The 22,278-nt window shown below is 39.8% G+C and carries 26 protein-coding genes; 14 read left to right on the forward strand and 12 right to left on the reverse strand.

Annotated elements, in window-relative coordinates; translation table 11 throughout:
• Window positions 1-23: 23 nt before the first annotated feature.
• Window positions 24-275, reverse strand: a complete 252-nt coding sequence (locus tag NQT69_RS08160; RefSeq protein ID WP_256827148.1) for an FAD assembly factor SdhE — start codon at window positions 273-275, stop codon at window positions 24-26.
• A gap of 173 nt (window positions 276-448) precedes the next feature.
• Between NQT69_RS08160 and ygfZ the strand changes: the two genes are divergently transcribed.
• Both ygfZ and NQT69_RS08170 read left to right on the forward strand, forming a co-directional pair.
• The gene (gene ygfZ, locus NQT69_RS08165) at window positions 449-1,360 is read left to right on the forward strand and encodes a CAF17-like 4Fe-4S cluster assembly/insertion protein YgfZ (protein ID WP_256827149.1); all 912 of its coding nucleotides are present in this window, start codon (window positions 449-451) and stop codon (window positions 1,358-1,360) included.
• 12 nt (window positions 1,361-1,372) lie between these two features.
• Window positions 1,373-1,858 (forward strand): FKBP-type peptidyl-prolyl cis-trans isomerase, encoded by a 486-nt coding sequence (locus NQT69_RS08170; RefSeq protein WP_256827150.1) that lies wholly within the window; start codon window positions 1,373-1,375, stop codon window positions 1,856-1,858.
• Between the two features lie 54 nt (window positions 1,859-1,912).
• Here the strand turns inward: NQT69_RS08170 and NQT69_RS08175 are convergent, their stop codons facing one another.
• From NQT69_RS08175 to NQT69_RS08195, 5 genes are all read right to left on the reverse strand, one after another.
• Window positions 1,913-2,362: a hypothetical protein gene (locus tag NQT69_RS08175; RefSeq protein ID WP_256827151.1), complete on the reverse strand. Its 450-nt coding sequence runs from the start codon at window positions 2,360-2,362 to the stop codon at window positions 1,913-1,915.
• A 17-nt stretch (window positions 2,363-2,379) separates the two neighbouring features.
• Window positions 2,380-3,195 carry a DUF481 domain-containing protein gene (locus NQT69_RS08180; RefSeq protein WP_256827152.1) on the reverse strand — a complete coding sequence of 272 codons (816 nt, stop codon included), beginning with the start codon at window positions 3,193-3,195 and terminating at the stop codon, window positions 2,380-2,382.
• Between the two features lie 60 nt (window positions 3,196-3,255).
• The gene (locus tag NQT69_RS08185) at window positions 3,256-3,576 is read right to left on the reverse strand and encodes an HI1450 family dsDNA-mimic protein (protein ID WP_256827153.1); all 321 of its coding nucleotides are present in this window, start codon (window positions 3,574-3,576) and stop codon (window positions 3,256-3,258) included.
• A gap of 106 nt (window positions 3,577-3,682) precedes the next feature.
• The gene (locus NQT69_RS08190) at window positions 3,683-6,799 is read right to left on the reverse strand and encodes an efflux RND transporter permease subunit (protein ID WP_256827154.1); all 3,117 of its coding nucleotides are present in this window, start codon (window positions 6,797-6,799) and stop codon (window positions 3,683-3,685) included.
• Between the two features lie 11 nt (window positions 6,800-6,810).
• Window positions 6,811-7,977, reverse strand: a complete 1,167-nt coding sequence (locus tag NQT69_RS08195; RefSeq protein WP_256827155.1) for an efflux RND transporter periplasmic adaptor subunit — start codon at window positions 7,975-7,977, stop codon at window positions 6,811-6,813.
• Between the two features lie 290 nt (window positions 7,978-8,267).
• Between NQT69_RS08195 and NQT69_RS08200 the strand changes: the two genes are divergently transcribed.
• The 7 genes from NQT69_RS08200 to NQT69_RS08230 all read left to right on the forward strand — a co-directional run bounded on the left by NQT69_RS08200 (window position 8,268) and on the right by NQT69_RS08230 (window position 14,063).
• The gene (locus NQT69_RS08200) at window positions 8,268-9,059 is read left to right on the forward strand and encodes a crotonase/enoyl-CoA hydratase family protein (protein ID WP_256827156.1); all 792 of its coding nucleotides are present in this window, start codon (window positions 8,268-8,270) and stop codon (window positions 9,057-9,059) included.
• A gap of 112 nt (window positions 9,060-9,171) precedes the next feature.
• Window positions 9,172-9,525: a CidA/LrgA family protein gene (locus NQT69_RS08205; protein ID WP_256827436.1), complete on the forward strand. Its 354-nt coding sequence runs from the start codon at window positions 9,172-9,174 to the stop codon at window positions 9,523-9,525.
• Window positions 9,518-10,225: an LrgB family protein gene (locus NQT69_RS08210; protein ID WP_256827157.1), complete on the forward strand. Its 708-nt coding sequence runs from the start codon at window positions 9,518-9,520 to the stop codon at window positions 10,223-10,225. The genes NQT69_RS08205 and NQT69_RS08210 overlap by 8 nt, the downstream gene beginning before the upstream one ends.
• 53 nt (window positions 10,226-10,278) lie before the next feature.
• Entirely contained in the window at window positions 10,279-11,103 is an 825-nt protein-coding gene (locus tag NQT69_RS08215; RefSeq protein ID WP_256827158.1) for a mechanosensitive ion channel family protein, read from the forward strand.
• Between the two features lie 124 nt (window positions 11,104-11,227).
• A complete protein-coding gene (locus NQT69_RS08220) occupies window positions 11,228-12,370 on the forward strand; it encodes a PepSY-associated TM helix domain-containing protein (RefSeq protein WP_256827159.1) in 1,143 nt (380 codons plus the stop codon).
• Window positions 12,370-12,843, forward strand: a complete 474-nt coding sequence (locus tag NQT69_RS08225; RefSeq protein ID WP_256827160.1) for a hypothetical protein — start codon at window positions 12,370-12,372, stop codon at window positions 12,841-12,843. The genes NQT69_RS08220 and NQT69_RS08225 overlap by 1 nt, the downstream gene beginning before the upstream one ends.
• Before the next feature lie 62 nt (window positions 12,844-12,905).
• Window positions 12,906-14,063, forward strand: coding sequence for a hypothetical protein (locus NQT69_RS08230; protein ID WP_256827161.1), 1,158 nt, complete (start codon window positions 12,906-12,908; stop codon window positions 14,061-14,063).
• Window positions 14,064-14,065: 2 nt separating this feature from the next.
• Here NQT69_RS08230 and NQT69_RS08235 read toward each other — a convergent pair whose 3' ends face one another.
• Together NQT69_RS08235 and NQT69_RS08240 are read right to left on the reverse strand one after the other, a co-directional pair.
• Entirely contained in the window at window positions 14,066-14,647 is a 582-nt protein-coding gene (locus tag NQT69_RS08235) for a YqaA family protein (protein ID WP_256827162.1), read from the reverse strand.
• 22 nt (window positions 14,648-14,669) lie between these two features.
• The gene (locus tag NQT69_RS08240; protein WP_256827163.1) at window positions 14,670-15,470 is read right to left on the reverse strand and encodes a GGDEF domain-containing protein; all 801 of its coding nucleotides are present in this window, start codon (window positions 15,468-15,470) and stop codon (window positions 14,670-14,672) included.
• A gap of 284 nt (window positions 15,471-15,754) precedes the next feature.
• Here NQT69_RS08240 and NQT69_RS08245 point away from each other — a divergent pair, with 284 nt between their 5' ends.
• Window positions 15,755-16,981: a TMEM143 family protein gene (locus tag NQT69_RS08245; protein WP_256827164.1), complete on the forward strand. Its 1,227-nt coding sequence runs from the start codon at window positions 15,755-15,757 to the stop codon at window positions 16,979-16,981.
• A gap of 1 nt (window position 16,982) precedes the next feature.
• Here NQT69_RS08245 and NQT69_RS08250 read toward each other — a convergent pair whose 3' ends face one another.
• A complete protein-coding gene (locus NQT69_RS08250) occupies window positions 16,983-17,843 on the reverse strand; it encodes a PA4780 family RIO1-like protein kinase (protein ID WP_256827165.1) in 861 nt (286 codons plus the stop codon).
• A gap of 124 nt (window positions 17,844-17,967) precedes the next feature.
• Between NQT69_RS08250 and NQT69_RS08255 the strand changes: the two genes are divergently transcribed.
• The 4 genes from NQT69_RS08255 (at window position 17,968) to NQT69_RS08270 (ending at window position 20,116) form a co-directional block, all read left to right on the forward strand.
• A complete protein-coding gene (locus NQT69_RS08255) occupies window positions 17,968-18,186 on the forward strand; it encodes a hypothetical protein (protein WP_256827167.1) in 219 nt (72 codons plus the stop codon).
• A 119-nt stretch (window positions 18,187-18,305) separates the two neighbouring features.
• Entirely contained in the window at window positions 18,306-19,196 is an 891-nt protein-coding gene (locus NQT69_RS08260; protein WP_256827168.1) for a dienelactone hydrolase family protein, read from the forward strand.
• A gap of 177 nt (window positions 19,197-19,373) precedes the next feature.
• On the forward strand, window positions 19,374-19,742 hold the full coding sequence (locus tag NQT69_RS08265; protein WP_256827169.1) for a hypothetical protein: 369 nt from the start codon (window positions 19,374-19,376) through the stop codon (window positions 19,740-19,742).
• On the forward strand, window positions 19,739-20,116 hold the full coding sequence (locus tag NQT69_RS08270; protein ID WP_256827170.1) for a hypothetical protein: 378 nt from the start codon (window positions 19,739-19,741) through the stop codon (window positions 20,114-20,116). The genes NQT69_RS08265 and NQT69_RS08270 overlap by 4 nt, the downstream gene beginning before the upstream one ends.
• A 49-nt stretch (window positions 20,117-20,165) precedes the next feature.
• Here NQT69_RS08270 and NQT69_RS08275 read toward each other — a convergent pair whose 3' ends face one another.
• The 3 genes from NQT69_RS08275 to NQT69_RS08285 form a co-directional block, all read right to left on the reverse strand.
• Window positions 20,166-20,639: a VOC family protein gene (locus tag NQT69_RS08275; protein WP_256827171.1), complete on the reverse strand. Its 474-nt coding sequence runs from the start codon at window positions 20,637-20,639 to the stop codon at window positions 20,166-20,168.
• Window positions 20,640-20,709: 70 nt separating this feature from the next.
• A complete protein-coding gene (locus tag NQT69_RS08280) occupies window positions 20,710-21,240 on the reverse strand; it encodes a GAF domain-containing protein (protein ID WP_256827172.1) in 531 nt (176 codons plus the stop codon).
• Between the two features lie 82 nt (window positions 21,241-21,322).
• Window positions 21,323-22,231, reverse strand: a complete 909-nt coding sequence (locus tag NQT69_RS08285; protein ID WP_256827173.1) for a LysR family transcriptional regulator — start codon at window positions 22,229-22,231, stop codon at window positions 21,323-21,325.
• Window positions 22,232-22,278 lie beyond the last annotated feature (47 nt).

Genomic DNA, 22,278 nt, shown 5'->3' on the forward strand with positions numbered 1-22,278 from the left:
CTTTGTTATCCGTTAGCCTAAATCTATACACGAACTCGGTCTAAAATTAGCTTAACCATTTGCCTAAGCTCAGGGTCTTGGCACTCTTGATGGCCCATAAACCACGCAAACAAGTCAGGGTCATCTGCTTCTAATAAACGCTGAAAGACTGCTTGTTGTTGTGCTGATAATGAGTCAAACGCTTCTTCAACAAATGGCATAAACAATACATCAAGCTCTAACATACCACGACGACATGCCCAACGAATACGTGCTTTACTATGAATTTCAGTCATTTTCTACCTCGTACTAAGTTGCCGTTGAGTTTACCAAATTGCCTGTGAATAAACAGCTATAAATAGCGTATTAAATTATTTTCAAGGTGCCGACATATCATTTGCTTGCATCTATACCCATAGCATCAACTACGTTATCATAAGCATCTCAATTTCTCGCAAAGAAGGTTTTTATGTCAACTGTATATGCATGTCCTTTATCACATAAGCTGATCAGTATAAGTGGTGTTGATAAACTCGCTTACCTTCATGGCCAAATTACACAGGATTTAAATCTGCTCAAACACGACAACTTTTTGTGGGCAGGTCACTGTAATGCGAAAGGAAAGCTTTGGAGTGTCGCTAAGTTATTTTCTCATCAAGATAGTTACTATCTTGCGGCCACAGCACATGAAGTAGAGCAATCTTTAGCTGAATTAAAAAAGTATGCAGTCTTTTCTAAAGTCGAGATCCAGCAATCACCTTTACAGTTAGTCGGCATATTAGGCGACGACCTAACAACAGTACAAAACAAGCTAGGAATTAAATTTGTAGAACCAGCAACAGCCTGTGACTTTAGCGGTGGTAAAGCACTAAAATTAGCTAAAGATCGTATTTTATTAATGGTCGATAGCGATTTCTCTTTACCTGAAAGTATTACTTGCTTAGACGATGATGCCCTTTGGCAACAGCATGCAATTTTAGCCGGTGAGCCAGCACTTAACCAAGCCGCAATTGGTGAGTACGTGCCGCAAATGGTCAATTTGCACGCCATTGGCGGTATTAGCTTTCGCAAAGGCTGCTATACAGGACAAGAAACCGTCGCTCGCATGAAATATCTAGGTAAAAATAAGCGTGCTATGTTTATTGTCTCAGGTCCAAGCGAAGGTCCCTTTGATGAGCTTGATTTAGAAACTCAAGTGGGTGACAACTGGCGCCGCGCTGGAAAATTAATTAGCCAAGCCTACAATAAACAATCGAAGACTTTTTATGGCCTTGTTGTGTTGCCAAACGACAGTGAACCTAGTCAATCACTACGTGTAAAACATGAACCGCAGGTAGAGCTCGCAATTCAACCTCTACCCTACTCTCTAGAAGACGAATAAATAGGAATGACTATGATCATTGCACCAAACAAAGTGGTAAAAATGCATTATTCTGTAACGGATAGTGACAACAACTCAATTGATAATTCATTTGATGGCGAGCCACTCATTTTTATTGTTGGTACAGGTTATTTAATACCAGGCCTAGAAGATGCACTACAAGGTAAGCAAGCTGGTGACACGCTAAGTGTTACTGTTGAACCTGAAAACGGTTATGGCGAACGTCACGATGAATTAATGCAAGCTGTGCCTAAATCGATGTTTGAAGGTATGGAAATTGAAGTAGGTATGCAATTTCGAGCAACCACTGATGACGGCGACCAGTCAGTTATGATCATCGATATCCAAGATGAAGAAGTTATCGTCGACGGTAATAACCCACTTGCAGGCATTACGCTAAAATTTGACGTAGAGGTTCTTGAAGTACGTGACGCAACAGCTGATGAATTAGCCCACGGCCATGTCCATGGTGAAGGTGGCTGCGGTCACGAGCATTAATCATTGTGATTAACATATAAAAAAAGCGCCTCGGCGCTTTTTTTATGGCTAACTCTAAGCAGTCTCAACTGCTGCTGACGGACAAATTTTACCATCGAGCGCGCTAAGTAACCCCGCTTGATCATTAGTACCTAAGCGATACTGGCTACCATCTTTCATCGTTAGCTGCACCGCACTAAACCCAGACACAGTATAAACCCAGCCATCATGAGTGATACGTAAGCCAATACCATGGCGAAAAGAATTCTCAACAGGTTTTGCTTCTACAATATCTGCAAGCATTAACGTTTGGCCAAATAAACCCGGACCAAAGCCCCAACCAATAGTCTCATTATCAACTTTAATGGTTAAACCGTGGAAAATAAAACCCACTAAAACAAGTATCCCAGCAAATACCATTAATGGCATATCTGCGCCAATTAAATACCATGCAAGGCCGACAAAACTGCCAATCCAAGCCAAGATCACAAAAATAAATAAAGCGTACTGCTTATGTTGATACATAAAAATCTCTACAGAGGTTAAAAACTATATACAAAAGTCGCGCTCAGCTCAGAGTCATACTTCAGCTTGTCGTCTTCTGGCTTTGAATTATATCGATATAGGTAGGCAAACTTTAATGATACAGCCCCCATAACTTGGCTGATCAACGATGTTTCTGACTTTAGCCGCGAATTTAATCCTGATAATGATTGTTCTATACTGACATCTTGATTAAACCGTGTACGCTTTGACACGGTACGCTCCCACTGTAAAGCAACTCGCAATAAATAACCCGTTTTAGTGGCATCTTCATCCATTTCTAGCACAGTATCATCATCCGCAACTGAGCGGTATAAGCCTGGTCCTATATCAAAATCCACTTGATTTTTTACACCTTGATACAAGCGATTACCATAACCTGTGGCAAGTGTACTTTTAAACGCTAGGCCGCTAAATTCATCATTTTCATAATCACCATAGACAAAGAAGGAGGCATTCTTAACACCCACTTTATAGTTTCCCTGTGCTGATATAAATATACGGTTAGCAGAGACTTCATCATCGCCTGTTGTGTCATTGCGATCACGTTTATAAAGCGTATCGATTTTAAATTGGTTTCGCCAACTTTCTAAATCTTGATATAAGTTCCCTCTAAGCTTAAAACTCGTTGAGGTTGTATTACCACGGCTAACGATAAAACCAAACTCGGTGTCACCATAGAGCATTTCACCTTGGTGAATTTTATGGATTTCTTCTTCGGAAAGCTGACCATACTCATGAAAGTCTTCAAACGGGTCAACCGACCAACTTTTGTAGCTTATAAACAAGCACAAAAACAGTAAAAAACGCTTCACTGTTGGTTCTCTGGTTGATGGTAAATAATGTTAGTAAGGAACCCTAAACACTGCATTATTTTATTCGCTATCTTTCCATAGAATATGACAAAACGGTGCGTCTTTATCGCGGCTTATTAGGATTTTAGCAAATAGTATATCTTGATTCTCAAACTCGAGCCCCACTAGCACTTGTAAAAAGTGCTCTGGTTCTATTTCTAATGCAACAAAGTCTTGCCATTGCTCATCAGGTTCACCTTCTTCAATAAAGCCAAGGTTTTCGCGATGCATATTAAAATCTTCAATATCCTGCTCGGTTAAGTTATCTGGCGCTAACTCTAAAAAAATATCGTACGCTTGGTGCGTCACTTCTTCTTCGCTGTATAAACGTGGTCCTGTCATTGCCATCAACCCTTCAACATGATAATCCCCGTATAGTATCAAACCTCAGCAGATTTTTGACAAAAAAAAGCCAGGTTTCCCTGACTTTTTTCTGCATTCTATCTTTTTACGACTCAGGACTTGCTGTCCCTTTTACTTTTTCACGCATCGTTTGTACTAAACTATAAAATAGTGGCACTAACAAAGTACCAAAAATTGTTGCCGCTAACATACCTGCCAGCACTGTGATACCTAGCGATACCCGACTCGCAGCCCCTGCACCACTGGCAAACACTAAAGGAAGTACACCTAATACAAATGAAAATGCGGTCATCAGCACAGCCCGAAAACGCATTTTAGCGGCACTAAGTGCGGCTTCAAAAATGCTTTTCCCTGCAAACCGTTCTTCCATGGCAAACTCAACGATCAGAATCGCCGTTTTAGTAGACATACCTATCAGTAACACTAAACCGACTTGAGCATATATGTTGTTCTCTAAACCAATTACATATAACGCTAGCATGGCGCCAAACATCGCCAGCGGTATAGCCGCAATAACAGAAAAAGGAATCGTCCAGCTTTCATACTGTGCAACTAAAAATAAGTAGACAAAAATAACCGCTAAGCCAAAGAGGATTGGCGCCATGTTACCTGCTTCAATCTCTTGTTTTGATTGGCCTGCCCATTCAAACGTATATCCACTAGGCAATTGTCCCGCGAGTTCCTGCATTGCAGCTATCGCATCACCGCTTGAAAAACCTGCTGCGGCTTGACCACTGATACTAGCACTACGATACAAATTAAAGTGATTCAAAGTTGTTGGACCAAGTATCGGCTCAAGCTTAGCTAATGTTGTTAATGGAACCATATCGCTTTGATCATTGCGGACAAAATAATGTTGTAAGTCAGCAGGGTCTTTGCGGAACTCACTTTCAGCCTGCATAATAACCTTGTATGTACGACTAAATTGATTAAAGTCATTAATATACAAAGAGCCTAACTGTGCTTGCAGGGTGATAAAGATATCGCTAAGAGCAACGCCTTGCGCCTTTGCCTTATTACGGTCTATTTCTAAAAAATACTGTGGTACGTTGGCACGAAAGGTACTATATACATTGCTGAGCGTCGAATGCTGATTAGCTTCATAGACTAACCCATTAAGCACTTGTGCCAATTCAGTCGGATCACGTCCTTCACTGTCTTGTAACCTAAATTCAAACCCCGAACTTGTGCCAAGCCCTGGAATTGGCGGCGGGTTAAACACCATAATTTGGGCATCAGGCATTGCCCACATCTGTCCCATAAGGCGGCCTATCGTGGCTTTTAGCCCTAATTCAGCTGTTGTGCGCTCTTCCCAGTCCTTTAAAATAACAATACCTAACGCGTTATTTGACCCTGCTCCACCAATTAAAGAAAAGCCAGACACAGCAATAAAATCAGTTGCTGAGGGTTCGTTTTTAACTATATCACCGATTTTTTTCATCACATTTTGCGTGCGTCCTGAAGCTGCGGCATCTGGTAATTGCACATCAACAAATACAAAGCCCTGATCTTCAGCAGGTACAAACCCTGTCGGAACACTTTTCGCAAGCCATGCTGCAGCAACAAATAAGATGACCGCAAATAAACTCATTCTCCCTGCACGCTTAAGAATAAAATGAATAACTTTGCTATAAACGGAAGTGGAACTAGTAATACCACGCTCAACGGGGGCGAGCCATTTAATCGGTTTCATTGCTTTTTCGTTTAATAGTAAAGCACAAAGAGCTGGACTTAATGTTAAAGCATTAACCGACGAAATAAGCACCGCAAATGAAATCGTCACCGAAAACTGTTTATACAGCTCACCTGTGATCCCCGGCATAAAACCGACAGGAACAAATACAGCTAATAGTACCAGTGTCGTTGCAATAATAGGCCCTGTGACTTGCTCCATTGCTTTGGTTACTGCTTCTTTGATTGGTAGCTTTTCTTCTTTTAAAATTCGCTCCACATTTTCAATCACGATAATGGCATCATCAACCACTATACCTATCGCTAATACCAAGCCAAACAGAGTAATCAAGTTAATTGAATAATCCATAGCCATCATAAAAGCAAAGGTACCGACTAAAGAAACCGGAATTGCGATAGTAGGAATTAGCGTTGCGCGCCAGTTTTGTAGGAATAAAAACACCACTAATACTACTAACCCTACAGCTTGAAACAGGGTAACGACCACTTCTTCAATAGAGCGATTAATAAACTCGGTAGTATCATAAGGAATTGAATACTCAACACCGTCAGGGAGTTGCTTTGCAAGCTCTGCCATGGTTGCTTTTACATCATTGGCAACTTGCGTAGCGTTCGCATCTGTTAGCTGATAAATCACCACAAACGCCGTATCTTGCTGGTTTAATTCAGCCGTGGTGCTGTAATCTGCAGAGCCAAGCTCAATTCGCGCAATATCATTTAAACGCACAAAATTGCCGTCTTGATTAGCGCGAATAATAGTTTGCCCAAATTCAGCCGGGGTTTTTAACCGTCCTTTTGCTTGTATTGAATACTCGAACTGCTGGCTCGGCAAGGATGGCGCCGCACCTAATTTACCAGCCGCGACTATGGTATTTTGTTCTTGTAATGCGGCTTGAACCTCAGTCACAGTTAAGCCAAGAGATGCCATTTTATCTGGACGCAGCCATAATCGCATTGAATATGTCTGCTCCCCCATTACTTCAGCAGATGCAACCCCTTCAATTCGTCCTAACGGCTCAGTTAAATAATTTGTGGCATAGTTACTAAGAAAGATAGCGTCAATGTTTTCTTGATTAGAGTAAAGGTTAATCCCCAACAGCATTGAACTCGATTTTTTCTTAACAGAGACACCTTGACGCGTTACTTCATTTGGCAGGCCGGGTTCTGCTAACGCCACCCTATTTTGCACATTAACTTGGGCAATATCGGTATCTGTGCCCACTTTAAAATAAACTGTAATGTTCGCAGTACCATTATTAGTCGAGCTAGACTCTATATACATCATGTCTTCCACACCATTGACTTGCTCTTCAATGGGTCGGATCACTGACTCTTCAACTATTTGCGCACTTGCACCAGGGTAGACAGCGGTTATTTGTACTTGTGGCGGTGTTATTTCTGGATACATGTTTACTGGTAGTAAGCCCATGGAAATCAGACCCGCTAAGGTAATGACTATTGAGATCACTAAGGCAAATTTAGGCCGCGCGATAAACGTTTTACTTATCATGAACGCTCCTATTAGCTCGCTGAGTCTGTTTTATTGGAAATAGTACCCGTTGTATGATCAACCCTTTTCTCAACAGGTTTAACTTCAACACCCTGACGTACTTTTTGTAAACCTTCAACAATGACCATTTCACCGTTTTGTAAACCAGATTCAACGACCCACATCGCATTAATACGACGTCCAAGTGTCACAATACGTGTTGCTACTTTGTTGTCATCTCCCACCACCAATACAAATTTGCCTTGTTGGTTTTCTTGCACCGCTGCTTGTGGGATTAAGGCCTGCTCTTGTTTATCTTTACTCTCAACGATTAAAGTGACAAACAACCCTGGCATCACAATACTTTTCTCATTCGCAAATGTGGCACGCAGCTCAACTGTACCAGTACTGCGGTCGATTTTTGTGTCAGCGAAATCAAGCTGACCTTTTGACTCAAAGTTAGTATTGTTTGGTAAACGTAATGCTAACTCGATAGGTACATTTTGAGGGTTATTGCTAGTGTCTTGATGCTTTTGGCGATAGCTAATGTAGTCAGCTTCCTCCACTTGAAAGTTAACATAAATAGGATCAACATCTGTTAACACTGCTAATTCATTAGACGATGGCCCAACAATATTACCCACATCAAAATTTACTTTACCGATACGACCAGCAAAAGGCGCACGAATTTCAGTGTAACTTAAATTTAATTTAGCCTTTTCTAAACTGGCTTGGGCTGAATTCACTGCAGCTGTAGCTTGGTCATAATTGGTTATCAATTTGTCGAGATCAGATTGCGAGATAAAGCCTTGCTCAGCGACTTCTCTACCCCGTTTCAAATCACGCTCAGCGCCATTCGCCCCTGCAATTTTACTTTTTATATCAGCTTCTATTTCAGCCACTGAGGATTGGTATTCTGACGGGTCAATGCGTAGCAGTAACTGACCTTTCTCAACATAAGAGCCTTCATCAAAATGACGCTCAATAAGCTCACCTTCAACACGTGCCCGAATAGCAACTTCTTGATGCGCTTCAGTTCGCGCAACAAATTCGCGATAATCTCCCACTTGCTGCGAAATAACTTTAAATACCGATACTGCAGGTGCAGGAGCAACCTGTTTAGTCGCGTTATCATCAGAGCAACCAGCTAATGAGACAATAAATGTTGTGCCCAAGACGCCTTTAGCAACTAAAGACATATAAGTTCTTATAATGCTTGGCGTGAACCTTTTAAGCATGGTTTTTCTCCTCGATAATGTTTTTAACACTACCTTTTATGATTATTTTAAGTTAGCGCTGAACGCCTGATATGTATGGGGCTAATATTGAGCGTTAAGATAACAATTAGTTCCATTAAAAATATACACCACTTTGTAATCTTTTGTAGGCTGGACTTACAATTAGCCGTATATTTTTTAGTTAAAAAGCATCACTTTACATAGCTCCTTTTAATTCGTAAGCTAAACTAAAATAGGTCCGAGGAGTTGACATGATTAAATTAGAAAAACAACAACAAATTGCATTTGTTACTTTCGCTAGGGAAGAAAAACAAAACGCGCTCAATTTCATCATGTTTAAACAGCTCGCTGACGTAATTAAACAGATAAAAAAAGGTAGCACCCTGCGTGCCGTCGTTATTAAAGGGCAAGGTGCGCACTTTTGTGCAGGCCTTGATGTCGCATCGGTAATGAAAAGCCCAATGAATATTATTAGCTTGCTGTTTAAATGGTTACCGGGCAATTGTAATTTGGCACAACAAGTTGTGTTAGGTTGGCAGTCTTTAAGTATTCCTGTTTTTGCTGTTATTCAAGGTAATTGCTTTGGTGGAGGCATGCAGATAGCTCTTGGGGCAGATTATAGAATCGTTCATAACGATGCGAAACTCGCAGTCATGGAAGCCCGTTGGGGATTATGCCCAGATATGGGAGCAAACGTTGTATTACCAAACTTAATATCAAGCGACCAAGCTCTTTGGTTAGCCAGCCATGCATCTACAATTGATGCAAAACATGCTTTACGAATAGGCTTAGTGACCGAGCTAAGTGATGACCCATTACAAACGTGTTTAGCCATGATAGATACTTTACTTACACGCTCCCCAGACACCTTAGCAGCAATTAAACGCGTTACTCAACAAAGCTATACAACGCCTAGACGTAAGATCCTTGCCAAAGAAACGTTTAGCCAAATACGGTTACTCCTCAATAAAAATACAAAAAAAGCAATAGCGAAAGCAAAAGGCGACGAAAGCACCCAGTATTCAAAGCAAAAACGCTGGTGATTATTTAGCAATATGTCGCATAGTGAAAAGCCATAGAACATGATTAAGTTTAGTAACAGATATGATCACTGAGCAAGCGATGACTCAACTAAAAAAACGATTAAAATCTAGCATCCAGTTTCTGTTAAGTTGTGCAATTATTTTAGCCAACTTATTCATAGCTAAGTTAATTATGCATACAACGGGCGGCAGTTTTCCTGCTCCATTACTTGGAATGCTGCTATTAGTCACATTATTGTTAACAGGCATTATCAAAGAGGCTCAGGTAACCCCTTTTGCATCTCCTTTGTTAAATTTTATGCCACTATTTTTTATTCCCGCGGGAGTAGGATTTATCGAACATTTAGAATTGATACAGCAATATTGGCAATTCCTTATGACGGCACTGTTACTCATTCCTTTAACGAGTCTATTATTGATTAGCCATATAATTAGCCATTACAAAAGCAAGGACCAGCATGATTAACTATTGGTGGTTAAGCTCCTTTGCAGTCGTGGGTCTATTTCTAATACTAAAATGGTTGAATGGTTATAGTGAGAAGCCAATTATAAAATCTCTCACAAACCCTGTTTTCCTCGCTATAACTATTATTGCTGTATTATTAGTGAGTTTAGATCTGCCCTATAAACCTTTCTTTGAGCATACTCAGGTGCTCAGTGTTTTATTAGAGCCCGCAATTGTTGCCCTTGCCATTCCGTTATATCAGCAGTTTGTGCATATTCGTAAAAATGCGCTGTTGATTTTACTTAGTTGCGCCGCAGGCATTATAAACGCAACTTTTGTCGGCGCTCTTTTAGGTCTATTCTTTTGCGCACCATCGGAGCTAGCCGCGTCGGTGGCAGCTTTATCAGTGACCACACCAATCACTCTATTAGTAACGGACTCATTAGGCGGCATCGCTTCACTTGCAGCAGCAATGGTTATTTTTATTGGAGTATTAGGCGCTGTCTTTGGTTTTATAATTTTTCGGCTTTTGGGCATAGGTAATGACCAAGCTCAGGGCGTAGCCATTGGCACAACTTGTCACGCAATTGGCACTGCAGCTGCATTGCGTGAAAATCCCAAAATAGGTGCGTTTGCATCGGTTGCAATGGCCTTAAGTGCATTGTTAACCGCATTAATCGTGCCTTGGCTTTATCCATTTTTACAGCAAGCTCTGCTATGATATTCACTAATTTAATTACATTGCATTTTAATTAATCACTTCATGGATTTTAGATGATCAAGTCAGAAATAGAACAAGTCGAAAAATACTACACAATGATCAGCGAATACTTGGTCAAATACAGTATGCAGCTCGTCGGCGCATTACTCATTTTAATTTTTGGTCTTTGGCTAGCACAAAAACTATCAAAAATGGTTGCCGGTATTATGACCCGCAACAATATCGACGTTACGCTCACTAATTTTGTCAGTAATGTGGTCAAAGTCTTGTTGATCATCATGGTGGTAATTATCGCATTGGGGAAAATTGGCATCAGCGTCACCCCATTCGTTGCGGCAATCGGTGCAGCCTCCCTCGGTGCAGGTTTGGCATTGCAAGGTATGCTATCAAATTATGGGGCGGGACTGGCTATTATAGCAACACGCCCATTTATTGTTGGCGACACAATTGAAGTTAAAAATGTCAGTGGCCAAGTAAAAACTATTGAACTGGGGCATACAGTACTTATCAATGAAGAAAAAGTCGAAATAACTATTCCCAACAAACATATTGTTGGTGAAATACTACACAACTCCTTTAATTATTCGTTGGTAAAAGGAGAAATAGACATCGCTTATAACGCCAGTGCTGAGCATGCAATTGAGTTAATAGAAAGCGTATTAAAAGAACATGAACTTGTCGCTGATGACCCCCACTCACAAGTCGGTATTGAACGTTTTGCTGATAGTGGCGTTACTATTAGCTATCGCTATTGGGTTCCAACAACCAAAATTATTGAAACCAAGCTCGCAGTGAACGGTGGTGTTTACAATGCAATTCAAGGAGCTGACATTGAAATACCATTCCCTCAGCGTGTAGTGACCCTTAATAAAGAGTAGCTTTTTAATATACAATTCCCCCTGTATAAGGAACATTTACCAAACTTAATTGAGTTCCTTATATCTTTAATAGTACAATCGCAAAATACATTGAGAATTCTTACTATTTACATCAGGGGTTAACATGGCAAAAGTAAGCCAGCGGTTTTGGTTTCAGTTGCATGGCTGGTTTTCACTGCCAATTTGGGTTTTATTTTGTTTTATTTGTATTACCGGCACAATTTCGGTAATAAGCCATGAGTTAACATGGCTTACCAACTCAGAGGCACGCGCAACCAATCCTAATAATTTGCCTGAAAAATCTAAGCAAACATTGATTGCAAGCTTAAAAGCTCAACACCCTACGGCTGATGTCATGAGTGTAGTAAGTTATGAACCATACTTAGTCAACGCACTCATTTTTACTGATACAGATAAACCTTACGCAACAGCCTATGTAAACCAATACACAGGTGAAGTACAAGCGATAAACCAAACCACCTCGTTTATTGAGTTTATGCGTACTTTACATGGTTGGTTGTACTTTCCATGGCAAGAAGGCTACAGCGTGGGTTATTACCTAGTCAGCACCATGGCATTGGTTATCCTCGGAGCATTAATTACAGGCCTCATCATATACAAAAACTTTTGGCGGGCCTTTAGCCAACCGAAAATTCGCTTCAACCAGGGCCGTAAAACATTATTAAAAGATTTACACACAGTGAGTGGTGTGTGGTCTATTTGGTTTATGGCTATCATGAGTTTAACGGGGCTTTGGTACTTGGTTCAATCAATTATGTGGCATAACGAAATTGATATAGAAGAGCATGCGCCTTTAGTAAGTGAGGCTCAACTACCTAGCTCTGCAAATGCCCAAGCAATTGATTTGGACAGTGCGATTGCGTTGACTAAAAATAAATTTGCTGATTTTAAGCCGACTTATATCATGCTGCCCGAGCATAATCGCGGTATGTATAACATCATGGGCGCTGGCGATACTATTTTTTATGATAATTACTCATACTCTACTTCGGTAAACCCGTGGACTGGCACAATTGCAGCGAGTAAAAGCCCTGAAACAATGACCACGTTACAAACATTATCACACATAGCAGATCCTCTGCATTACGGCACAATTGGCGGTATCTGGACCAAGATAATTTGGTTTATTTTTGGTGTTATTTTAAGTGGCATGTCAATTACCGGGTTTATGATGTATTCAAAAAAACTGGTTAAAGCGGAGAAGCCAAGTTCAGCAACTATAAGTAATTCAGCGGAGGCAAGTTAATGGCTCGTTTACAAAGTACCTGGTGGCAACAAAAAAAATACGTACTTAACGCACTGATTTTGATTTTACCTTGTGTGTTTATTTACCAAGCTTTAAATCCGACCTTTCCTGATTTATGGCAAGAGCAAACTGTTGGCGAATTTAAAATAGCCCCTATGCCCCTAAATATGGAGCAACCCTATTCACACCACAGCGAATACGTTAAAGATTTTTATTTAGCGTTTAATCAAGGTGATATTAACGCTATTCGTCAAGCATACTTAAATATTGGACCCGCTCCATTGCCACTGACTGCTTTTGCTAAAGGTGATGAAGGCATAATGCATGGCACTGATCACGGTCAACATGCTCATGCGATTGCACCTGAAACAATTAGCCAAGATGATAAGCTTTGGGTAACGATACAAACATGGCAAAATGAATTATTACAGCAAAGCTGGGATATTCCACAACAGCTAATTATTAATAAATAATTGGCAATGGGTGTTGTTCTCTTTATAGTGAATAACACCTTGCTATTTATTTAGAGGTTCGCTTGCCTTTTTCTTCACACCAAGTCGTTAAGTATATATTGCTAAGTAGCTTAGTTTTACTAGCTTGGTTACCTCAGTTTCAACACTTTATTCTCGATTTCATCGACCAAGCCTTAATACAATCAGGCATAGTGTATGCCTCAGCTCGTTCTATCAATGCGGCCATCTCATTGTTACAATCGGCCGAAGTAGGCATCGGGGTTGCAAGCATCCAACCGGCACAATTACTGGATCCTATCAATGATTTAGCTGAATACACGTCTGATGCAATGCGTTTAGCTATTGGCTCATTGTTTATTCAGCGCGTGCTTTATACCATCTCATCAGGCGTGATTTTTAGCGCTTTATTTACCTTCGTTTTAGCGGGTTATTTTATTTGTGTATGGCGTGGTTATTTACCTGTGGTACGAGATAAAATTATATATACATTGATCTTAATTCGCTTTTTAGTGCCGGCGATCGTTTTAAGTACCGGGCTAATGAGCCAATTATTTTTAGATGCGCAAATTGATCAGCAAAACATGCAAGTCAGTGATAAAGCAACAACCATTAGTAATACCGCTAATGCCACCTCTGAGTTATCAAATGAGTTTAAAGCACAGCTGCAAAGCCGCAAGCAGACAACACTTGATAAGCTGACCTTATTGCACACACAGCAAGTGCAAATTCATCAACAAATAACAACGCTTAAATTGCAGCTTTCTCAGCTTGAACAACAAATAGAGAGCATTCAACAGCAACGCAGCTTCACAGAAAAACTGACTTTTACTGAACTTGAACAGGCGCAACCTTTACGACAGCAGATCAACTTAAAAGAAAATAAAATTAGCCAACTGAAACAAAAACAAGATAAACTCAACCAACAAAAATACTCCCTTGAAGATGAGTTAAAGTCGTTAAATCAACAGCTCACAGGTGATAATAAAGGTCAAATTAGTCAGGTCATTGCAGCTGTAAGCCAAGGAATGACAACCATGCTCGACAATATTGAAGACTTATTTAATGACTTTTTAAATTTACTATCATTGCTTGTACTCAAATTACTGTTAATGCCATTGTTATTTTTATACTTGTTCAAAAAAACCTTTACTGCAATATGGCAACGTTCATTTACCCCAATATTGTTAACCGGTAAAACACAGCAAACAAACTTACAATAAATTTATAAAGTGCTTAACCACCAAGCGGCTAAGACAAGTATGGTCAGGGCAATTAAGACTTTGGTTTTATGCTTTTTAATTACCTTCTCTGCTTGATCACCAGCATAGTAAACCACTAAAGCTAAGCCAAAATAGCGAATAGCTCGCGCTAGCGTTGTCGCCAATAAAAATAAAGCCAAGGAGTATTTTGTTGCTCCAGCAGCCAACATCGCTATTTGAAATGGGATAGGAACAATACCTAAAGTCATAACAAACCAAAAACCTTGGGCTTGCATTTTTTGTTTTACGCTTTCAAATTGCTCAGGGTTAGAGAAAGTATTGATCACCCAGTCACCAATTAAATCAAACAAGTAATACCCCAAAGCATAACCAAATAAGGCGCCAATTATGCAGCCAAGAGTGGCCATTAATGCTATAAGCCACAATTTCTCTCTTCGCGCCTGCATGAGTGGCACCATCACAGCTTCAAGAGGAATTGGCACTATGGTTGACTCCAAAAACGACGCCACCGTAATGCCACTAAGCATATGCTTGGAATCTATAAAGTGGCGTGTTTTCTGTTTAACATTACTGCCAAAAGACATTCTTACTCCTTAAGTAAATAGGTTAAACTATTTCATAACGATTTCGACCGCCATTTTTCGCTTTATAAAGAGCTTGATCTGCACGTTTCATTATTTGATCTAAATTATCCGAATCATCTTTAGTTGCAATACCAATACTTACACTTAAATTACGAGTCTTAGCAACTAAGACTGTGTTTGCAAGTACAAGTAACTCACTTGCAACTTTATTTATCTCATAATGTTCTGTTGTCGGGTAAAAAACCGCAAACTCCTCACCACCGATGCGTGCAAATACCCCTTCAGTGCTAAATGCTTGCTCAAACTTTGCTGCAAACTCCTTTAATACTCGATCACCTTCATCATGGCCAAAGTCATCATTGATTAATTTAAAGTGATCGATATCAATGATAAAAACACTATAATTTTGGGCATAGTTTTCTCTCGCCCATTGATAAAAATAACGCCTATTTGCAACTTGTGTTAAATCATCTGTAACTAGGTCTTTTGACAGTTGATGATGTGCTTGGCTCAAATTTTGTAATGCTAAATACAAACCGTAGCCTGTAATTAACATTCCTGAAGTACGAAACAGATCTTCAGCATAAATACCAATCCACCTAGGCTGAAAAAATATTTCGTCAAGTAAATCAAAAACAAGCCCAGTGCTCCAACACCACAAACCTAAACTTAAATAAAAATATGTTTTTTTAGCTAATTGCGAACATTGAACCATTGAAAATAGAATGATAACAATGCTTAAATTAATCCCATCTGAAAACACACCATTTGGATGGATCTCAGTATCGTATTGGTTATAAGCCAACAAATAACCAGTTATCACGATGGAAATCATCGCAATAAAAAATAGAGTAAACACCCTTTTTAAGGATTTTAGACACATAAAATTCAACATTTTGTAAAATGATTACTTACCTAGACCTATAAAAAGGTTTTATGGCCTTAGTTATAGTCTGAAATTACTGTACATCTAGGTATACTTTTTGAGAAGAAATATACCACAATCACACGGCATCAATTTAACAGGTAAACAATTAATTTTATCTCGCATTATTTAATGATATTTTTTACTATCGTCATATAAACAAGCATGTAATAGCGCATAAAATGGCATACGATAGATTTATTCCTTTTTCCAAATACGATATTGTTAACTTATGTGCCAAGCTGCGACCCGAACCAGAGTCATTCAAACAGTTTAGTCACCTGCTATCGAGCTTAATTCACCATCAATATCATGCTCATCTTGAATCATTAAAATATCACTACACGCCTTTTGATCCTAACAGCGATACACGGCCTATTCGACACTTAACAACACAACAAAAAGCATTACATCAACGCGAATTTGCGAAAGAGTTTGCGTTAATACTCAATGCGGCTAACTATGAAAGAATTACCGCTGAAGATCTACAAGACGCGTTAAATGAAGAATCTTTATTTAAAGTCCGCTTAGCAGTCGAGTTTGACGACTTTGCGGAAGTGGTGTTTTATCGTCGCGGCGAATCACAAAAAACCGAGACTTTAACCTCATGGTGGGGACTAAGAAAAAAGCAACTCCAATTTACCAACTATGACCGCGTAGCTGTTTTTATTCGATTCAAGGATGCAGAGTATTTTGCTAGAAAAAAAACCTCTTCTCTTGCTTTTGAGCCCAGCTCAACCATTGTTAAGCTATTTCAGAATGTACCAAAAGCCGATTTAGAGATGCTGTTCCCAAATAGTGAAGTCAAAATGCGCCCTATCGATAAAGTCGTTATTGCCTCTTCTGCGCTTGTGGGTGGAGCAGTCGTGTTAGTGACTAAACTAGGTGCATCAATTCTACTATTAGCTGCATTACTGTCATTTTGGCTTGGTTGGCGCAGCGAAGCTGTCACTATGAGCCAACAGCACTTTATTACTTTTGCTATTGGTATGGGTGTATTCGGCAGCTTTATCTTTAAAGAGTGGAGCAAATTTAAAAACCGCAAAATTCGCTTTATGAAAGCACTGTCTGATAATTTGTATTTTAAGAATCTAGATAATAATGCGGGTGTTTTACACACCTTAGTCGATGCTGCACAAGAAGAAGATGTGAAAGAAGCTCTACTTGCTTACACCTTTTTACTCAACTCACCGCAAGGGTTAAGTGCATCCCAGTTGGACGATGAAATAGAAACGTGGTTCAAGCAGCAACATGATTGTGTACTCGATTTCGAAATTAGCGATGCACTGCAAAAATTAACTAAAATGCAATTAGTTAACAAACAAGATGAGCAATTTACAGCGATCCCTTTGCCGCAAGCGAAAGTTCAACTTGATAAACAATGGGACGACTTATTTAAATATAACTAATTTATTCATCTGGTGCTTGAGCCGCTTTTATGCGCTCTTGATTTTCTTGCATTTGTTCAAACGCGGCTTTGATTTCATCAAGCACAGAATCAACATCTGCCGCGCAGTTGTCTTCTTCAAGATCGCCATACAAGGTTGTCTCTGGTGTTAATTCACCCGCTTGGTATAACGCCCACATTTCTTCGCCAAAGCGCGTCGCTAAAATTTCAGGCGCATACTGGCCATAATATTGGCGCATATTACGCACATCGCGCAAAAACATTTCTTGGGCATTATTATTTGCAGCAGCATTAACGGCCTGAGGTAAATCAATGATCACTGGGCCATAGCTGTCCACCAGCACATTAAACTCAGATAAGTCACCATGAACAATACCAGCACATAACATCAACCGAATGTAATGCACCATAGTGGCATGATCTTCAATTGCTTGCTCTTTACTCATACTTACATCATTTAAGCGCGGAGCGACGTCACCCTCATCATCTGTGACTAAATCCATGATCAACACACCGTCGTAGCAGCCATAAGGTTGGGGGACTTTTACCCCCGCTTTAGACAGCGTAAATAAGGCATCAACTTCCGCATTTTGCCAAACACTTTCTTGTTCTTTACGGCCAAATTTCGAACCTTTTTCCATCGCTCGCCCACGACGGCTATTGCGAACCTTGCGGCCTTCTTGATATTTAGCTGCTTGTTTAAAGCTTCTATGTTGCACGTCTTTATAAACTTTGGCGCAGCGAATAGCCTCCCCGCAACGCACTACATAGACCGAGGCTTCTTTACCACTCATTAGTTGGCTGATGACTTCATCAACGATACCGTCTTCTATTAACGGTAAAATTTGTTTAGGTGTTTTCATACCGCTCTTATACCGCACTTAGCGTATAGATGAAATGCTCTATTGATAAAATTATAAAAAACTTGACTAATTAAGCTAAATGCACAAACTGCGTGGTAAAAATATTTCAACGTCGAGCGTTAATATGAATTCAGAAATACGTTATCGTTTTCAGTCAGGACAAGTCGCTAATCGCTTTTTAAATGAACTTAAAGATTGGCATGTTGCGAAAGTAAAAACAACCCTACTCAACGGTGGTTTGGATGTAAAAGTAGGCTATCAATTTGATGGCACGGGGTTTGATTATACATGCTCTGAACTTGATGACTTAGCAGCTAAGCATCAAGGTACTGAAGTTAATTAAATGTATGTGACTCATTAATACTGGCAGCGATTATTTCCTTGTTCACAATAGATTAATATACTTTTTATAACGGCTCAGCTATGTTATGTGCTGTGCTAAATAATTTTTAAGGAGTGAACATGAATAAGCCACAGCCTAACCATATCCCTCAAGAAGCCTTTGATTGGTATGACGAGTATGCCCATGGCATGATGGATAGACGAACCTTTATGAAGAAACTTGGCGGCCTAGCGGTGCTTGGCTATTCAATGGCCGTACTGACTTCAGCTTTATTGCCAAATTACGCCCTCGCAGAGCAAGTGTCTTTTAATGATGATGATATCAAAGCAACATACCAAACATTTGATTCACCAAACGGTCATACTACAGGACAAGGTTATTTAGTCGAACCAACTAATGTAGAAGGTCAGCGCCCTGTGGTTTTAGTTATCCATGAAAACCGCGGTTTAAACCCTTATATTAAAGATGTGGCGAGACGCTTAGCAAAAGCCGGGTTTATTGCTTTTGCACCCGATGCCTTGTTTGTGCTAGGTGGTTACCCTGGTAATGATGATGAAGGTAGAGCAATGCAACGGACTATGGACAAAGAAAAAATTCAAAATGACTTTGTCGCCGCCGCGCAGTTTTTAAAATCGCACCCTCGCAGTAATGGCAAACTAGGTGCGGTCGGCTTTTGCTTTGGTGGCTATATCGTAAATTACCTTGCCGCCGTTGACTCGACTTTATTAAGTGCCGGCGTGCCATTTTATGGCACACCCGCCAGTAAAGAATTACGAAAAAATATAAAAGCCCCATTAGTTATCCAACTTGGCGAGCTAGATAAGCGCGTTAATGCTACTTGGCCTGAGTATGAAGCCGATTTAAAAGCAAATGACGTACCCTATCAAATGCATATGTACGAAGACGCACATCATGGTTTTCACAACGATTCAACCAGCCGCTATGATAAAGCTAACGCAGAACTTGCTTGGCAACGTACATTAGCCTTTTTTAACGAGCAGCTTAGCTAATTATAACTACTTCATATATGGCAGAAATAACACCCTACTAACTCATAGCGAACGTTGTTATTTTCTGCCTTATAATAATCCCACAAACATTTAATATGTTGCTACTGGCCCATTTAAACTCTATTAAAAAAGACCATGCTATAGCTAATTTGCACGCTGTCATTTACTCTACCCCACATGAGTAAATTCTTTGTTTTAAAATATATCGCTTTTTTTAGCGGCTGTGCTGCGTGCTTTATTTTGCATACGCAATTTAACATACCAGCCGTTGTTGCTTCTTGTTTAGTTGGTCTGGTTGGCAGCTTTATACCCATGCCTAAAACCTATGGACAACACCCTCACGCTGCTATATATGCTGGTAGCTTTGCTGGCATGTGTTCTGACGGATTAATCAACAGCTATTGGGAATTAGCAGGCATATCGCTAATTGGTGCAATTTTATATGCAGTAACAACAAAAGTATTCACAGGCTTTGGTGGTAAGCTTGGTAGTATTGCCTTTGTCAGTGTTGCTCTGTATATGCTAGCAAAAGGCGTAATAGTATGAGTTTAGTAACGATACTAATCTCTCTGCTGGGGGCATTTTTAACCTACTTTTTAGCCAAACATGATAAAGTTGGCGCCATAAGGGCATCGGCTATTTTATCGATTAGTGCATATATTACCTTTGCTATCGCAGGGTTTAATTCAGAGCTGTACACGACCTTGTTTTTTGGTGGCACTTTCATTGGCATGAGCGCGCCAAAACGTTTTGGGCTCTATACTCTATTTTCAGCCAGTATAATATTTTCTATACTTTATTATTATTTTGTACCTTTAGTACAAAGCTATGGCGGGGCATTAGGATTAAGTGCTTTTATCTCTGTATGTGTTTGCCATCTAGCTATCTTACTTGGTGCACCAAGAAGTCAAAAAAGCTAAATAGCAAACCTTAAAAAGTTACCTCATATAACTTAACATACAACAATGGCTAGGCATCTTGCTCTTTACTCATCAAGTCAGCCATTCGTTGATTGATTTCTGCATCGGTCAAGTCTTCTTTATGTGTGCCAATAGTCCAAACATGACCAAATGGGTCTTGTAAAGTACCCGCCCTATCACCGTAAAACTGATCATGTATCGGGCGTACTTCTGTTGCACCTAAAGATATAGCATTACTGAATACTGCATCAACGTCTTCAACATACAACATTAAGCTTACCGGTGTGCCACCTAACTCATGAGGGCTTTTAAAGTGTGCTTCAGGGCACATATCTGACAGCATAATATGAGAGTCGCCAATTTTAATCTCGGCGTGGGCAACACCGCCATCAGGTAAAGGCATCTGCATAATCAACTCTGCCCCTAATGCTTTACAATAAAAATCGATTGCTTTAGCAGCCCCATCGATAATTAAGTAAGGTGTAATCGCATGATAACCTTTTGGTATTGCTGAAACAGCCATGTCACTCTCCACAATAAAATGTACGTTTAAGCATAGCTGAAAACCATAGAAAGTCAGGTTATTCAGCAGCTCAACTATCTTTCAATGAACTAAATGCTAAGCCTAACATGCTTGCAATGCAAAATAGCTGTACCGCTTCTTCTTGAGTGAACTGCCCTGCACTACGACCAACATTGATAGTACCAAAGCAATGTTCGTTATAGAGGATAGGTGCATCCATACAGGTTACAATCCCCCCTTCAACTAACATTCTACAATCATGCTCTTCACTTAAACTAAGTTGGTGGCAAGCAATTAAGGTTTGAGATTTAAAAACCCTGCCGACTAAAGTGAAGTCCACGGGTAAAGGAATTTTTGCAGGAATTGCTTTATTCCCTATCACCGATACTAAGCTTAAGTACCCTGACTGTAGTCCAAAAGCGATACTGGCTCTGTCCCAGTTAAACATATGCGGCAACCACCGGGCAACCACCTGAAGTATATCTATTCGTTTATGAGCATATGTTAATTCAATAATAAATTGCGGCGGTAAACTTACTCGCTTATATAACGAGTGATCTGCAAAGCATTCACGGCTAAGGGTATATTCATTCTCTAACATAAGCATACCTCTGTTATTTGCTTTAACAAAAGTATAGGCTCGTGCTGATTAAAAGCACTAAGAAAATTCAGTTTTACTGTTTTTATTCCATACTTGCCTTAATCGATTGCTTATTCGATAAAACGATTTCGACAAAAGCAGCAACCGTTGCACTTAGCTGTGTATTTTTAAACTGTAACTGAGTTGGAATGGCTTTTTCTATACCTGATAACTGTAAAAAATAGCACCCTTCATGAAATAACTTGCGAATACAATATGGGGCTATTGCGATACCAAGCCCTGCAGAAACTTCTGTTAATAAGGTTTGCATGTGCCTTGGTTGACTGACAATGTTTGGCGAAAACTCAGCTCTTTTACACAAACTAATTACATCATCGAATAAGCCAACTGCTTCTTCTCTATTAAATAAAATGAACTTATCATTGCTTAATTGCTGTAGGTGGGCTTCTTCATTTTGCCAAAGAGGATGATACTTAGGCACCACAGCCACCAGCCGATCAGTATAAATTTCATGACTTGTAAACCCCTCAACGACTTCTTGAGGTAACGGCCTAGAAAAACCAATATCAATTAAATCATCTTTAAATGCTGAAACTTGATCTGAAGCGGTCATCTCAAATAAACTCACATGCACATTTGGGTACTGATGCTTGTATTCTCTAACTAAACTTGCCATAAAACTTAAGCATGCCGAGCTTAAATAGCCGATTCTTAACGTGCCAACTTGTCCATTTTGCGCTTGTTTTACTTGGCTTTTAGCTTGCTCAGTTAATGCCAAAATATGTTTTGCATCTTTTAATAACTGTTCCCCAGCACTTGTTATATTTACTTCCCTAGAGTTACGAACAAACAATGTAACGTGTAAATCAGCCTCAAGCATTCCAATATGGCGACTAATTGCAGGCTGAACTGTATGTAGTTCACGGGCAGCTGCAGAGAAACTCTTATGAGTTGCCACACTGACAAAACTTCTTAGTATTTTTAGATCCACACATCACCCATACGAATTTGTTATAGATTCTATAAAATAACATCATT

The sequence above is a fragment of the Pseudoalteromonas shioyasakiensis genome (assembly GCF_024518675.1).
Lineage (GTDB): Bacteria > Pseudomonadota > Gammaproteobacteria > Enterobacterales > Alteromonadaceae > Pseudoalteromonas > Pseudoalteromonas shioyasakiensis_B.

Bases quoted from the DNA above. Each gene is read 5' to 3' on its own strand.
- NQT69_RS08160 (WP_256827148.1), bottom strand. From the start codon at position 275: ATGACTGAAATTCATAGTAAAGCACGTATTCGTTGGGCATGTCGTCGT.
- NQT69_RS08250 (WP_256827165.1), bottom strand. From the start codon at position 17,843: ATGAAAACACCTAAACAAATTTTACCGTTAATAGAAGACGGTATCGTT.
- NQT69_RS08170 (WP_256827150.1), top strand. From the start codon at position 1,373: ATGATCATTGCACCAAACAAAGTGGTAAAAATGCATTATTCTGTAACG.
- NQT69_RS08255 (WP_256827167.1), top strand. From the start codon at position 17,968: ATGAATTCAGAAATACGTTATCGTTTTCAGTCAGGACAAGTCGCTAAT.
- NQT69_RS08185 (WP_256827153.1), bottom strand. From the start codon at position 3,576: ATGACAGGACCACGTTTATACAGCGAAGAAGAAGTGACGCACCAAGCG.
- NQT69_RS08225 (WP_256827160.1), top strand. From the start codon at position 12,370: ATGGCTCGTTTACAAAGTACCTGGTGGCAACAAAAAAAATACGTACTT.
- NQT69_RS08275 (WP_256827171.1), bottom strand. From the start codon at position 20,639: ATGGCTGTTTCAGCAATACCAAAAGGTTATCATGCGATTACACCTTAC.
- ygfZ (WP_256827149.1), top strand. From the start codon at position 449: ATGTCAACTGTATATGCATGTCCTTTATCACATAAGCTGATCAGTATA.
- NQT69_RS08260 (WP_256827168.1), top strand. From the start codon at position 18,306: ATGAATAAGCCACAGCCTAACCATATCCCTCAAGAAGCCTTTGATTGG.
- NQT69_RS08195 (WP_256827155.1), bottom strand. From the start codon at position 7,977: ATGTCTTTAGTTGCTAAAGGCGTCTTGGGCACAACATTTATTGTCTCA.
- NQT69_RS08210 (WP_256827157.1), top strand. From the start codon at position 9,518: ATGATTAACTATTGGTGGTTAAGCTCCTTTGCAGTCGTGGGTCTATTT.
- NQT69_RS08215 (WP_256827158.1), top strand. From the start codon at position 10,279: ATGATCAAGTCAGAAATAGAACAAGTCGAAAAATACTACACAATGATC.
- NQT69_RS08270 (WP_256827170.1), top strand. From the start codon at position 19,739: ATGAGTTTAGTAACGATACTAATCTCTCTGCTGGGGGCATTTTTAACC.
- NQT69_RS08200 (WP_256827156.1), top strand. From the start codon at position 8,268: ATGATTAAATTAGAAAAACAACAACAAATTGCATTTGTTACTTTCGCT.
- NQT69_RS08235 (WP_256827162.1), bottom strand. From the start codon at position 14,647: ATGTCTTTTGGCAGTAATGTTAAACAGAAAACACGCCACTTTATAGAT.
- NQT69_RS08220 (WP_256827159.1), top strand. From the start codon at position 11,228: ATGGCAAAAGTAAGCCAGCGGTTTTGGTTTCAGTTGCATGGCTGGTTT.
- NQT69_RS08280 (WP_256827172.1), bottom strand. From the start codon at position 21,240: ATGTTAGAGAATGAATATACCCTTAGCCGTGAATGCTTTGCAGATCAC.
- NQT69_RS08245 (WP_256827164.1), top strand. From the start codon at position 15,755: ATGGCATACGATAGATTTATTCCTTTTTCCAAATACGATATTGTTAAC.
- NQT69_RS08175 (WP_256827151.1), bottom strand. From the start codon at position 2,362: ATGTATCAACATAAGCAGTACGCTTTATTTATTTTTGTGATCTTGGCT.
- NQT69_RS08190 (WP_256827154.1), bottom strand. From the start codon at position 6,799: ATGATAAGTAAAACGTTTATCGCGCGGCCTAAATTTGCCTTAGTGATC.
- NQT69_RS08265 (WP_256827169.1), top strand. From the start codon at position 19,374: ATGAGTAAATTCTTTGTTTTAAAATATATCGCTTTTTTTAGCGGCTGT.